The organism is Ensifer sp. Root558, from assembly GCF_001427045.1.
In the GTDB taxonomy this organism is placed as follows: domain Bacteria; phylum Pseudomonadota; class Alphaproteobacteria; order Rhizobiales; family Rhizobiaceae; genus Ensifer; species Ensifer adhaerens.
In genome coordinates this window covers 16,233-29,694 of record NZ_LMGC01000004.1, presented here as the reverse complement: position 1 = coordinate 29,694, position 13,462 = coordinate 16,233, and the positions used below count along the sequence as shown (strand labels likewise).

At 63.1% G+C, this 13,462-nt stretch carries 12 protein-coding genes; 7 read left to right on the top strand and 5 right to left on the bottom strand.

Features of this window, described 5'->3' with window-relative positions; genetic code table 11:
- Position 1: 1 nt before the first annotated feature.
- From ASD63_RS07915 to ASD63_RS07895, 5 genes are all read right to left on the bottom strand, one after another.
- On the bottom strand, positions 2 to 823 hold the full coding sequence (locus ASD63_RS07915; RefSeq protein WP_051659165.1) for a carbohydrate ABC transporter permease: 822 nt from the start codon (positions 821 to 823) through the stop codon (positions 2 to 4).
- Positions 820 to 1,719, bottom strand: coding sequence for a sugar ABC transporter permease (locus tag ASD63_RS07910; RefSeq protein WP_060519380.1), 900 nt, complete (start codon positions 1,717 to 1,719; stop codon positions 820 to 822). Before ASD63_RS07910 ends, ASD63_RS07915 begins: the two co-directional genes overlap by 4 nt.
- Positions 1,720 to 1,801: 82 nt before the next feature.
- Positions 1,802 to 3,070, bottom strand: a complete 1,269-nt coding sequence (locus ASD63_RS07905; RefSeq protein WP_060519337.1) for an extracellular solute-binding protein — start codon at positions 3,068 to 3,070, stop codon at positions 1,802 to 1,804.
- 126 nt (positions 3,071 to 3,196) lie between these two features.
- Entirely contained in the window at positions 3,197 to 4,225 is a 1,029-nt protein-coding gene (locus ASD63_RS07900; protein ID WP_034789603.1) for a LacI family DNA-binding transcriptional regulator, read from the bottom strand.
- A gap of 134 nt (positions 4,226 to 4,359) precedes the next feature.
- On the bottom strand, positions 4,360 to 5,247 hold the full coding sequence (locus ASD63_RS07895) for a LysR substrate-binding domain-containing protein (protein WP_060528944.1): 888 nt from the start codon (positions 5,245 to 5,247) through the stop codon (positions 4,360 to 4,362).
- Positions 5,248 to 5,338: 91 nt separating this feature from the next.
- Here ASD63_RS07895 and ASD63_RS07890 point away from each other — a divergent pair, with 91 nt between their 5' ends.
- The 7 genes from ASD63_RS07890 to ASD63_RS07860 all read left to right on the top strand — a co-directional run bounded on the left by ASD63_RS07890 (position 5,339) and on the right by ASD63_RS07860 (position 13,457).
- Positions 5,339 to 6,238: an EamA family transporter gene (locus ASD63_RS07890; protein WP_034789599.1), complete on the top strand. Its 900-nt coding sequence runs from the start codon at positions 5,339 to 5,341 to the stop codon at positions 6,236 to 6,238.
- 203 nt (positions 6,239 to 6,441) lie between these two features.
- Positions 6,442 to 7,404, top strand: coding sequence for a galactofuranose ABC transporter, galactofuranose-binding protein YtfQ (gene ytfQ / locus ASD63_RS07885; RefSeq protein WP_034789595.1), 963 nt, complete (start codon positions 6,442 to 6,444; stop codon positions 7,402 to 7,404).
- A 133-nt stretch (positions 7,405 to 7,537) separates the two neighbouring features.
- Complete coding sequence (ytfR, locus tag ASD63_RS07880; RefSeq protein ID WP_060528943.1) at positions 7,538 to 9,052, top strand: galactofuranose ABC transporter, ATP-binding protein YtfR; 1,515 nt, start codon at positions 7,538 to 7,540, stop codon at positions 9,050 to 9,052.
- Positions 9,049 to 10,074, top strand: coding sequence for an ABC transporter permease (locus tag ASD63_RS07875; RefSeq protein WP_060519347.1), 1,026 nt, complete (start codon positions 9,049 to 9,051; stop codon positions 10,072 to 10,074). The genes ytfR and ASD63_RS07875 overlap by 4 nt, the downstream gene beginning before the upstream one ends.
- Positions 10,071 to 11,039 carry a galactofuranose ABC transporter, permease protein YjfF gene (gene yjfF, locus ASD63_RS07870; protein ID WP_034789588.1) on the top strand — a complete coding sequence of 323 codons (969 nt, stop codon included), beginning with the start codon at positions 10,071 to 10,073 and terminating at the stop codon, positions 11,037 to 11,039. The genes ASD63_RS07875 and yjfF overlap by 4 nt, the downstream gene beginning before the upstream one ends.
- Positions 11,040 to 11,054: 15 nt before the next feature.
- A complete protein-coding gene (locus ASD63_RS07865) occupies positions 11,055 to 11,783 on the top strand; it encodes a FadR/GntR family transcriptional regulator (RefSeq protein ID WP_060528942.1) in 729 nt (242 codons plus the stop codon).
- A 150-nt stretch (positions 11,784 to 11,933) separates the two neighbouring features.
- Positions 11,934 to 13,457 carry an FAD-dependent monooxygenase gene (locus ASD63_RS07860; RefSeq protein ID WP_060528941.1) on the top strand — a complete coding sequence of 508 codons (1,524 nt, stop codon included), beginning with the start codon at positions 11,934 to 11,936 and terminating at the stop codon, positions 13,455 to 13,457.
- Positions 13,458 to 13,462 lie beyond the last annotated feature (5 nt).

Genomic DNA, 13,462 nt, shown 5'->3' with positions numbered 1-13,462 from the left:
CCTATTTGACTGAGCCCAGCATTCCCTGGACGAATTGGCGTTGCATGAAGAAGAAGACGGCGAGGGTGGGAAGTGTCGCGAGAATGGTGCCGACCATGACGACGCCGTAGTCGGGGTAGTAGGCGGAAGCGAGCGAGGAGATGACCAGCGTGATCGTCTTCTGCTCGTTCGACTGCAGCACGATCAGCGGCCAGAGATAGTTGTTCCACGCCGTCATGAAGACGATGATGAAGGCCGCCGCATAGGTCGAGCGCATGACCGGCACATAGATGAACAGGAAGATCTGCCATTCCTTGAGCCCGTCGACCTTGGCGGCGTCCCGCAGTTCCGACGGGAAGGCCTTGGTGGTCTGGCGGAAATAGAAGACGACGAAGGCAGAGCCGATGGTCGGCAGCACGACAGCGAGGTGCGTGTTGATCAGCCCCGCCTTGCCCATCATGATGAACAGCGGAATCATCAGCGCGGCAAACGGGATCATCATCGTCAACAGAAGGGCGCTGTAGATCCTATCGCGGTGGCGCGAGCGGAACATCTCGAAGCCGTAGCCAGCCAACGACGACACGGCGAGCGTCAGCACCGTCGCGAGAATGGCGATCTTGGCCGAATTCCAGAAGACCAGCGGTGCGTTCACCTGGGTGAAGAAAGTGGCGATGTTGGTGGCAAGCGCGCTGCCCGGCATCATCCTGCCCTTGATGATGTCGATCGAAGAATTGGTCGCGCCGAGCAGCATCCAGACGAAGGGAAAGATCGAGAGAAAGGCCATCAGCCCGACGAAGCCGTAGGTGACGATGGTGCCGACGATACGTGTGGTTCCGTTGTTCATCGGTCGCGCTCCCGTGCCGCGAAGAATTGCAGGCAGGCGAGCAGGGCGACGAGCACCACGATCACATAAGAGACCGTCGCCGCGTAGCCGAAATTCGGCATGAAGCGGAAGGTCAGGTTGTAGATATAGAGCGACAGGGTCAGCGTGGCGTTGGACGGTCCGCCCTTGCCTTCGGTGAGGTTATAGACCTCGTCGAAGAGCTGGATCGTGCCGATCGTCGAGATGATCGTCGTGAACAGAATGACGGGCTTCAACAGCGGGATAGTGATGTGGGTGAAACGCGCCCAGGCAGGCACGCCGTCTATCCGCGCGACCTCGTAGATCGACTTGTCGATGTTCTGCATCGCCGCGAGATAGAAGATCATGTTGTAGCCGGTCCAGCGCCAGGTGATGGCGAGGATGACGAGCACCTTCGCCCAGAAGGGATGGGTCAGCCACGGGATCGGCGAGGCGATGAGGCCGATCGCCTCGAGCGTCGAGTTGACGATCCCGTCGAGCGCGAACATGCCTTTGAACAGCACCGAATAAGCAACCAGCGAGGTGACGCAGGGCAGGAAGATGGCGGTGCGGAAGAAGCCGCGGCCGACGAGTTTCGGATTGTTGAGCAGCGACGCAAGGATCAGCGCCAGCAGGATCATGATCGGCACCTGCACGACGAAATAGGTCAGCGTGTTCGTCAGTGCCTTGATGAAGACCGGATCGTTCCAGAGGCGGACGATGTTCGAAAAGCCGGCGAATTTCAGCATCATGCCGCGGCCGGACTGGAACGACATCCACAGCGACCAGACGATCGGATAGATCATGAAAAGGGCGATCAGCCCGAGTGCCGGCGCGACGAAGAGCCAGCCATTGACGTTGTAATATCGGCCGATGCCGCCGCGACGCGCGAGAGCCATCATCATCCCCATGGATAGCAGGAGCCGTTGGCCGCGGCGTGTTTACCGCGGCCAGGAGCAATGCAGATAATCGCCGCGGCGATTACTGGACCTGTGCGCTGACCTCGGCGTCGATCGCCTTCAGGATGTCGTCGACGGGCGTTCCCTGCTGCAGTGCCGGAAGCTGTGCGGTAACGGCCGTGTCCGCCTCGTTGGTGAAGACGCCGTAGTTGACCGAGGGGACCTTCGCGAGCCAGTCGGAGAAGTTCTGCCAGACCTTTTCGCCACCGAAGAAGGCATCGGCCTCGCCATAGGCGGCCCCGCCGCGGGCAGCGAGCAGTGAGCCGACGGCGCCGCGGTCCGTAAGGATCGTCTGGTAGAAGTCGACGTCCTTGGCGTAGACCTCGTTCAGGAAGTCGATCGCTTCGGCCTTCTCGGCTGAGCTTTCAAGCACGTACCAGCTCGAGCCGCCGAGGTTCGAGGCGTGCGTCGCGCCGTCGATCGAAAGCGCCGGGATCGGCGCCACGCCCCATTTGCCCGACTGGTCCGGCTGCGCCTTGACGGTGCCGGTGATCCAGACGCCGGTGATGACGGTGGCGACATCGCCGGACGTGAAGGTGCCGACCCAGTCGGCCCAGCCGGCGGCGGGCTTGTAGATGTTGGCGGCCATGATCTTGCCGACCGTCTCAAGCGACGCCTTCAGCGCCGCGTTGCCGGTGATGTTCGTCTTGCCTTCCTTGTCGAAATACCATTGCCCGGCCGATTGCATGATGATGCGCACGAGCCCGGCGTCGGTCGGGTCGAGACCCATCATTTTCTTGCCGGTCTTGGCTTCGACCTGCTTTCCGATCTCGATGAAGCGATCCCAGGTGATGCCTTGCATGTCCTCCGGCTTGAAGCCGGCCTGCTCCAGATAGTCCTTGCGGTAGTAGAGACCGGTGACGCCGGAATCGAACGGCATGCCGTAGACTTGGCCATCCAGCGTCATCAGCTCGACCTTGTAGGGAGCGAAGCCGGAGTAATCGACGGTGCCGGAGAGCGGCGCGAAGGCGCCGGGGAAGGACTGCAGATATTTCTGCGCGCCGTAGTCCTCGATGAGAACGATATCCGGCAGGGCGTCTGCGGTGCCGGACGAGAGGCCGGTCTGCAGTTTCTGCTCGACGTCGGCCTTGGCGAAATCGACAATGTTGAAGGTCACGTCCGGGTGCGTCTTGGTGTAGCGCCCGCCGGCCTCCTTCATGATCGCGACGTTGAAGTTCGGATCCCAGCACCAGATGGTGATTTCCTTGGCCTCGGCGGCCGTGACGGCCAAGAAGCTGGCGCCTGCAAGCGCGATGGCGGCAAAGCGCGGCAGATAGGTACGCGTGTCCATAGTTTCTCCTCCCTCGAAATTCGTTCCCCGAGACGTTCCTCCTAGTCTCGGCGCGGAGTATTTCGCAAAATTCTGAAGAAGGCAATATTTCAGTAAATTTTTACCACGCGTTTTTTACCGACCGTTTTACGCACCGGGAGCGGCGGCTCTCGCCATCGTGCTGCCGCGCCAGACCATCTCGGTTCCGAGGATCACCTTCTTGGCCACGTCTCGCCCGGTCAGCCGCTCGACCAGGAGGTCAACGGCGGTCTCGCCGATCACTTCGGCGGGGATCTTCACCGTCGAAAGCGGCGGCCCGAGAAACTGGGCGACAGGAATGTCGTTGAAACTCGCCACGGCAACATCATCCGGGATCCGCAGGCCCATTTCGTGAATCGCGCGGTAAGCGCCGATCGCCATATTGTCGTTGCAGGTGACGAGGATCTTGGGCGGATTGGGCTTCGACAGCATCGCCTTGGCGAGCGTATAGCCGCTATCGGGCGTCAGCTTTTCGACCATGCAGAGTTCGGGATCGTAGAGGCCGGCCTTCGTCATCCATTGTATGAAGGCGCGGCAGCGACGCTCCGAATGGATGTCGTCCTTGTCTCTGAAAGCGTCGATCCAGCCGAGAAAGCCGATGCGGCGGTAGCCCATGCCGTAAACGCCGTCGAGCAGGCGGTTCATCGCGATCGAGACGTCGCTCATCACGCTGTCGTCGACGTCATCGTCGGGGGCAAAGTCCGCAAAGACCAGATGGCGGCTGTGCCGGCGCAGCCAATGGACCTCTTCGCCATAATGGTGGCCGACGGCGACGACGCCGCTGGCGCCCTGCAGGATCGCGGCCTCCGGCAGGTTGCCGTTGTGGAAGACCTTGACCACCTCGATCTTCAGCGCCTGACAGCGGTTTTCGATGCCGAGCCGGACGCCGACATAATAGGGGTCGATCAGTTCCTGGGCGGGCTGAAGGAAATGCACCAGCGCGAATTTCAGGCCCTGCATTGCCCCGGCGCCGCGGCCGCGGTTGCGCGGGGTGGCGTAATTCAGCGCCTCGGCCGTTTCGATGATCGCCTGTCGCTTCTTGGTGGAGATCGAGAGGGTCGGATCGTAATTCAGCACCCGAGAAACAGTCGCCGAGGAGACGCCGACAGCCGAAGCGATTTCCTTGATTGTTACCATGTCCAACGTCCTGCCCACCGCCGCGGCCCTCCTTTCGGGCGCGGCGCAATTTTTATTTAGTAAAATTTTGCCTGGGCTTTTTCAATCGCTGGGCGTCTTATTTCGTTCATGGAACGGGGCGCAACCGCGCGTGGTCACGCGGCGCGGCCGATTGCCAAGGCCTGCGCTTGCAGTTCGTCGGAAAGAAACGCCCAAAGAGCCGAGACCGGGCGGGACGCCAGACCCTGATCGTCGGCGGCGAAAAGCCCCAGCTCGATCACCGGGGCAGGGGGCAGACCCTCTTCACCGCCGAGAACCCGCATCGTGTTGGGACGGATGTTGAGATCGAGGAGAACGGCTATGCCGAGGCCCGCCTCGATCATCGACTGGATGGAAGACAGGCTGGCGCTCGTCAGCACCGTGCGCCAGGGGCGATCCCCGCCCTTCAGCGCCTCGATCATCTTCTGCCGCCAGGTGCAGACGCCGTCGAAGGTGATGAGTGGCAGAGGCCCTTCCGCCGGCACCTCGAAACCGCGCGCCGCGACCCATCGGAGCGGCAGTCGCCAGGTAAGGATCGCCTCGCCGCGGATCAGCGCCGGATCGCCGATCGCGACATCGAGCCGGCCCTGCGAGAGCCTCTCCGACAACACGGTGCTTTCGGTCACCGTCAGTTCGAGCGCGACATTCGGATGGCATTCGGCAAACCGTTGCAACGCTTTTGGTAGCGAGCCGACCGCGATATCCTCGATCATGCCGAAGCGGATCGGTCCCTGGACGGCCTGCCCGGCAAGCGCCCGCCGGGCGCCGGCGCTCAGGCCCAACATCTTCTGGGCATAGGGCAGCAGCACATGCCCGGCTTCGGTCAGGTCCATGCCCCTTGCATTGCGGTTCAGGAGCTTGGCGCCGAGATCGTCCTCCAGCCGGCGCAACTGCATGCTGACGGCCGCTTGCGTCCTGGCCAGCCGCTGCGCAGCGCCGCTGACGCTGCCGCATTCGGCGGTCACGACGAAGGCGCGCAAAAGGGCGATATCCAGATCATGCATATAACGATCCCTTATGAAGGTATCACAATTATTAGCGTTCCTTATTGTGCCGGGATTGTTATGTCTGTTCAAGCCCAAGGGGAGAACGGACATGGCGGAAACAGAGACGACAGCGGATAGCGCGTGGAGCGAACCGGGTGCGACGGATGACACCAACGGGCGCGTCACACTTGCCATCGTCTTCTGCCTTCTCTCGATGTCGAGCGTGCAGTTTGGCGCAGCCCTTTCGAAGCCCGCCATGGAAAGCGTCGGAGCCTTTGGCGCAACCTGGCTGCGGCTATCCTGGGCGGCCGCCTTCCTGCTCATCCTCGTCCGCCCGCCTTTTCTCCGCTACACCCGGGCGCAATGGATTTCCGCGCTTTCGCTCGGCGCGACGATGGCGGTGATGACGCTCTGCTTCTTCGCGGCGATCGCCCGCATTCCCCTCGGCCTTGCCGTGGCGATCGAGTTTCTCGGTCCTCTGACGGTCGCTGCCGTTTTCGGCGGTCGTGGCTGGCGCCTGCTTTGTCCCGTTATCGCTGCGGCCGGCGTGCTCTGCCTCTCCTGGGACGGTTCCTCCTGGGTCGCAGATACGCGCGGGCTTCTGTTCGCCTTCGGTGCGGCGATCGGCTGGGCCGGCTACATCATCCTGATGAAGCAGGCTGGCCAACGCTTCAAGGGACTGGAAGGGCTCGCTGTTTCGCTGCTGTTTGCCGCGCTCTTTGCGACTCCGTTCGGCCTGTCTCAGGCGCAGTCCGGCTTCTCCTTCGACATGCTCTTGATGACGGCCGGGCTTGCCATCCTGGTGCCGCTGCTGCCTTATGCGCTCGAATTCATGGCGCTGCGGCGCATGCAGCCATCGGCCTTCGGCATCCTGATGAGCCTGGAGCCGGCGATCGGCGCGGTTGCCGGCTTCATCGTGCTGGGTCAGGCGCTTTCCCTCAACCAGATCTTCGGCGTGGCCCTCGTCATGCTCGCGAGCGCCGCCGGAACCTTGCTGGCGAAAGCCTAGAGCGCAGCAGCCAGGCTGTTTTGCCTGCCATCGGCTTTCTGAAACTCGCAGTTGGGGGGCTGGCGCTTCAGCCCGCCGCGCCAACCTCTCCAAAAAAATAGGCACGTTGCGCACGACAGGCGAGATGTGCCCGTTTACAAAAGTAATATTATATGATTTTTTCTCGATGGCTGCGTGGAGGCAGCTTTCTTTGGGAGGAAATCATGAAAATCGCCAAGGCACTTGCGAGTGCAACGATCCTTGCTGCCTGCACGTTTGGCAGCGCATCCGCGGCCGATCTGGTCGTCGGCTTTTCGCAGATCGGCTCGGAGTCCGGCTGGCGCGCCGCCGAGACGACACTGACCAAACAGCAGGCCGAACAGCGCGGCATCGACCTCAAATTTGCTGACGCACAGCAGAAGCAGGAAAACCAGATCAAGGCGATCCGCTCCTTCATCGCGCAAGGGGTGAATGCCATCCTCGTGGCGCCAGTGGTTGCAACCGGCTGGGACGAAGTGCTGCAGGAAGCCAAGGACGCGGAAATTCCGGTCATCCTGCTCGACCGCACGGTCGATTCGTCGAATGAGCTTTACCTGACGGCCGTCACGTCCGACCTCGTGCATGAGGGCAATGTTGCCGGCAAATGGTTGGTCGACACGACCGCGGGCAAGCCCTGCAACGTCGTCGAGCTTCAGGGCACGACCGGCTCCTCGCCCGCGATCGACCGCAAGAAGGGATTTGAACAGGCGCTATCCGGCCACGACAACCTGAAGATCATCCGCAGCCAGACCGGTGACTTCACCCGCACCAAGGGCAAGGAAGTCATGGAGAGCTTCCTCAAAGCTGAGGACGGCGGCAAGAACATCTGCGCGCTCTACGCCCACAACGACGACATGGCCGTCGGCGCCATCCAGGCAATCAAGGAAGCCGGCCTGAAGCCGGGCAAGGACATCCTTGTCGTGTCGATCGATGCCGTTCCGGACATCTTCCAGGCGATGGCAGCCGGCGAAGCCAATGCCACGGTCGAGCTGACGCCGAACATGGCCGGTCCCGCATTCGATGCGCTTGCCGCCTTCCAGAAGGACGGCACCGCGCCGCCGAAGTGGATCCAGACGGAATCGAAGCTCTACACGCAAGCCGACGAGCCGCTGAAGGTCTACGAGGAAAAGAAGGGCCTCGGCTACTGACGTTGGCCGTGGCCCGCGCTGCTTCTCGCGCGGGCCACGCTCTTTCCCAAGTTTCCGTCTGAAGAGCACAGCTTGCCGCAGCTAGGCGCTGTGCTTCTCGTCAGTAGATACCAGCATCGCGGAGACGGTATCGATGCAGACCAATGACCACATTCTCCAGGCGATCCGGATCGAAAAGACTTTTCCGGGGACCAGAGCCCTCGACAAGGTCGATTTTCACCTCAGGCGCGGAGAGGTTCATGCGCTGCTTGGCGAAAACGGTGCCGGCAAGTCGACCCTGATCAAATGCCTGACCGGCGCCTATCGTCGCGACGGCGGCGCCATCCTGCTCGACGATGCCGAGGTTGATCCGCGCGACACCTTCGAAGCCCAGGCGCTCGGCATCGGCACGGTCTATCAGGAGGTCAACCTGCTGCCGAACCTGACGGTTGCCGAGAACCTCTTCCTCGGGCGCCAGCCGCGCCGCTTCGGCATGGTCGACGCCCGTGCCATGAATCGGCGGGCTCGGGATCTGCTTGCCGATTATGAACTCGACATCGACGTCACCCGCGATCTCGCCAGCTATTCGGTGGCGATCCAGCAGGTGGTCGCCATTGCCCGCGCCGTCGATCTCTCCGGCAAGGTGCTGATCCTCGACGAGCCGACGGCGAGCCTCGATGCGCATGAGGTGGCGATGCTGTTCCGCATTATCCGCCGCCTCAAGGCACGCGGGCTCGGCATCGTATTCGTCACCCACTTCCTCGAACAGGTCTATGAGATTTCCGACCGGATTACCGTGCTTAGGAACGGGCAGCTCGTCGGAACGCGTGAAACCGCCAATCTCGATCGCCGCGAGCTGATTGCGATGATGATCGGGCGTGAGCTGGCGGCGGAAATCCACGCGCCGCGCGCTGAGGTCCGGCAAGGGCCGTTGCGCTACCGCTTCCGAAACTACGGCCGCAAGGGGCGCGTCCGACCCTTCGACCTCGATGTCCGGGCCGGCGAAGTGGTCGGCATGGCCGGCCTGCTCGGCTCCGGACGGACGGAGACCGCCGAGCTTCTCTTCGGCGCCCATCGCGCCGACAGCGGCGGGGCCGAGATCGATGGTCGTGCGGTCGATCTCTCGTCGCCGCGCGCTGCCATTCGCCATCGCTTCGGCTTCTGCCCGGAGGATCGCAAGACTTCGGGCATTATCGGCGATCTCTCGGTGCGCGAAAACATCGTGCTGGCGCTGCAGGCCCGCCGAGGCTGGACGCGGCCGATCTCGCGGGCGGAGCAGAACCGGCTGGCGGACCACTATATCCGCGCGCTCGATATCCGCACGGCCGATCGGGAGAAGCCGATCAAGCTTCTGTCCGGCGGCAACCAGCAGAAAGCGATCCTCGCGCGCTGGCTCGCGACCGAGCCCGAATTCCTGATCCTCGACGAGCCGACGCGCGGCATCGATGTCGGCGCCCATGCGGAAATCGTCAAGCTGATCGAGGCGCTGCGCGAGAAGGGCCTGTCCCTGATCGTCGTCTCCTCGGAGATCGAGGAACTGGTCGCTTACAGCACCCGGGTCATCGTGCTTCGCGATCGCGCCCATGTCGCCGAACTCGACGGCAGCCGCATCACAGCCAGTGAGATCGTCGAAGCGATCGCCGCAACCAATGAAAGGAGGACGTCGTGACGTCGTTCCTCAGGCTCTATTTCAACCGGTTGCTGCCGCAGCTGATTGCGCTCGGCATAATCGTCGCGGCGGTATCACTGGTGTTTCCCGGCTTCCTCAACCTGCAGATCCAGAATGGCCGCCTCTATGGCAGCCTCATCGATATCCTCAATCGCGGCGCGCCGGTGGTGCTTTTGGCAATCGGCATGACGGTCGTCATCGCCACCAAGGGCATCGACCTCTCGGTTGGCGCGGTCATGGCGATCTGCGGCGCAACGGCCGCCGCGGCGATCACGTCGGGACACTCGCTCGCCGCGACGCTGCTGATCACGCTTGGCGTCGGTATCCTTTGCGGTCTCTGGAACGGGGTGCTGGTCGCGGTGCTCGACATCCAGCCGATCATCGCGACGCTGGTGTTGATGGTCGCCGGTCGCGGCGTCGCCCAGCTCATCACCGAGGGGGCGATCCTGACCTTCAACGACCCCGGCCTCGTCTTCATCGGCAGCGGTTCCTTTGCCGGCCTACCGATGCCGGTGGTGATCTGGTTGATATTCGGCATATTGACTGCGCTGCTCGTAAGGCGGACGGCGCTCGGCATGCTGATCGAGGCGATCGGTGTCAATCGCCAGGCAAGCACGCTGTCCGGGGTGCTGACGCCTGTGCTGTTGATCGCCGCCTATGTGCTTTCCGGTCTCTGCGCTGCCATCGCCGGCATTATCGCCGCCGCTGACATCCGCGGTGCGGATGCCAACAATGCCGGTCTGTGGCTGGAGCTCGATGCCATCCTTGCGGTCGTCGTCGGCGGCACGTCGCTGCTCGGCGGCCGCTTCAGCATCGCCGCATCGGTGCTCGGCGCGATCATCATCCAGGCGATCAACACCGGCATTCTTCTCTCCGGCTTCCCGCCAGAGTTCAACCTGATCATCAAGGCCGCGATCATCGTCTTCATCCTGGTGCTTCAGTCGCCGCGCTTCCGCACGGCCTTTGCCTTCCTCGTGCCGGCGCGCGGTGCGAGAAACCCGAGCGAGCGAGCCGCAAAATGAAGCCGAAATATCTTCCGCTCACGGCAACGCTCGTGATCTTCCTGCTCGGCTACGCGCTTTGCGTGGCGCAATATCCGAACATGCTGTCGACGCGTGTCATCGGCAACCTTCTGACGGACAACGCCTTCCTCGGCATTGCCGCTGTCGGCATGACCTTCGTCATCATCTCCGGCGGCATCGATCTTTCGATCGGCTCGGTGATCGCCTTTACCGGCGTGTTTCTCGCCGTCGTGCTGGAACACACGAGCATCCACCCGCTCATTGCCTTCGCGATGGTTCTGGCGATCGCGACGCTCTTCGGCGCCGCGATGGGGGCGATCATCCACTATCTGGAAATGCCGCCCTTCATCGTCACGCTGGCGGGCATGTTCTTGGCGCGGGGCATGGCCTTCGTGTTGTCGATCGACAGCATTCCGATCAAGCATCCCTTCTACGCGACCTTGAAGGCGCTCTACTTCAAGCTGCCGGGCGGCGGGCGCATCACCCTGATTGGCGGCCTGATGTTGCTCGTCTTCGCGATCGGTATCCTGATCGCGCACCGCACACGCTTCGGCACCAATGTCTATGCGCTCGGCGGCGGCACGGCGACGGCGCGACTGATGGGCGTGCCGGTTGCGGCGACGACGATCCGCATCTATGCGCTCTCGGGCCTGCTTGCGGGATTGTCCGGCATCGTCTTTTCGCTCTACACCTCGGCCGGCTATTCCCTTGCCGCCGTCGGCGTCGAGCTCGACGCCATCACCGCGGTCGTCATCGGGGGCACGCTTTTGACCGGTGGTTCGGGCTTCGTTGCCGGCACGCTGGTGGGCATCCTCATTCAAGGGTTGATCCAGACCTACATCACCTTTGACGGATCGCTGTCGAGCTGGTGGACGAAGATCCTGATCGGCCTTCTGCTCTTTGCTTTTATCCTGCTGCAGAAGGGTATCATCTTCGTTTCGCGCCAGCGCCAGCAGCGGGCGTGAGGCAAGGGTCGCGCGATGTGGCCGTCCCCCCATCAGCCGCGCAAGCGCACGAGCCACCGGCTCGTCGTCGAGGAACTCGGCCAGGCGGTGGTCGGAGGGGAATTCGCTGTCGGGGATATCCTGCCGGGTGATGTGGAGCTGGCGGCACGCTTCAACGTTTCGCGCACGGTCCTGCGCGAGGCGATGAAGACACTTGCCGCCAAGGGGCTGATTGTCGCCCGCGCCCGCATCGGCACGCGCGTGATGCCGCAGGCAAACTGGAACCTGTTCGATGGCGACGTGCTTTCCTGGCATTTCCGGGCCGGCGTCGATGAGGCGTTTCTCCGCCATGTCAGCGAGGTCCGTCTGGCGCTCGAGCCCTATGCGGCCGGACTGGCGGCACGCCGCGCCACGGACGCGGATATTTCCCAGATGATGCGGCTGGCCGTTGCCATGGGCGATGCCGGCCATAGCGCGCAGACGCTGGCGCGCGCCGATCTCGAATTCCATCTCCGTCTGCTTGAAGCGTCGCTCAATCCGTTCATGCAGACCGTCGGCAGCCTGATCGAGGCGGCGCTGATGGGTGTCTTTCAATTGAGCAACACGGCCGCCGATGGTGCCGAGATCGACCGCGTCGCGGTCGCGCATATCCGCATCGTCGAGCAGATCCGCCTGCGCAACGAGGAAGGTGCACGGGTTGCGATGGAGCAGGTGATCCGCGTCGGCCAGCAGCAGTTGATCGCCAATTTGAGGGCACGCGGCTGATCCGCAGCCGTGTCCGTCGGCAAGACACAAGGCGGAATTCGCCGCGCTGCTTGGCATTTGCCGGCACCTGCGCGTAGGCTGCCGTTGTGGGCGGAGAAACCCAAATCCCGATGCGACCGGGCCGCCGACAGAGCGAGCGGGGAGAGCAGGGTGAAACAGGATGTGCTGATCGCCGGCGCGGGACCGACCGGCCTGGTGCTGGCTCTCTGGCTGACCGCCCAGGGTGTCAAGGTCCGCATCATCGACAAGAACGTTGGTCCCGGCCCGACATCGCGGGCGATGGTCGTGCATGCGCGAACACTTGAGCTTTACCGGCAGCTCGATCTGGCCGATGCCGTGCTCGAGGCGGGTCACCGCAACCCTTCGGTCAACCTCTGGGCGAAGGGCAAGGTCAAGGCGCGGATATCCTTCAGTCCGACCGGCGGGAAAATGACGCCCTATCCCTTCGTTCTTGTCTATCCGCAGGATCATCACGAGCGGCTGCTGGAGGCCCGACTGGCGGCCTTGGGCGTCAAGGTCGAGCGGCAGACCGAGCTTGTCGAGTTCGAGCATGACGCCGCCGGGGTGAGCGCTCGCTTGCAGTTGCCCGATGGTGGCTCGGACGTTTGCACGGCGCAGTATCTTGCCGGGTGCGACGGCGCGCGCTCGCCGGTCCGGCACGGACTGGAGGTCGATTTTGCCGGCGGAACCTACGACCAGACCTTTTACGTCGCTGACGTTGAAGTGAGTGGGGCGACTGCGAATGGAGAAGCCCATATATCGCTCGAAACCGGTGATTTCGTCGCCTTGCTCGCCTATGCCGAGGGGCGGGGCCGCCTCATCGGTCTGGTGCGGGAGAAGCGGGAGGATGCAGACGCACTCACCTTCGCCGATGTGAGCCATCGCGCCATCGAAAGCCTTCGCCTCACCGTCGACAAGGTCAACTGGTTCTCCACCTACCGTGTGCATCATCGTGTCGCCGATCGCTTCGGGCGCGGGCGCGTGTTTCTGCTCGGCGACGCTGCGCATGTGCATAGTCCGGTCGGCGGCCAGGGCATGAACACCGGCATCGGCGACGCCATCAATCTGGCCTGGAAGCTTGCAGCGGTGCTGAAGGGACAGGCGCCGGACCGCCTGCTCGCCAGCTATGAAGGCGAACGGATCGCATTTGCCCGCCAGCTCGTCGAAACGACCGACCGGCTGTTCACCTTCGTGACGGCCGAAGGCAGCGTCGCGGATTTCCTGCGCATCCACGTCGCCCCAGCCTTGGCTGGTGTCGCCTACCGCGTCGGCGGTGTCAGAGAATTCCTGTTTCGCATCCTGTCGCAGACGCAGCTCAACTATCGCGGCGGCCCCTTGAGCCGGAGTGCGCGCGGCCGGGTGCAGGGTGGCGATCGGCTGCCCTGGCTAGGCATCAATGGCCTCGACAATTACGCTTCGCTGGCGGCCATCGCCTGGCAGGTGCATGTCTATGGCGAGGCGCAAAACGACATAAGAGCTTGGTGCGCGGCCAAGCACATGCCGCTTCACGTCTTCCCATGGGGCGAGCAACAGGCTGCCGGCGGCCTGGTGCGGGATGCTGCCTATCTGTTGCGTCCGGACAGCTATGTGGCGGTGGTTGCGGACCGAGCGATGCCGGAAGCCCTCGAAGCCTACTTCGCCGACCAGGGGATCCGCCTGTCGGCGCCGGCTTGAGATTT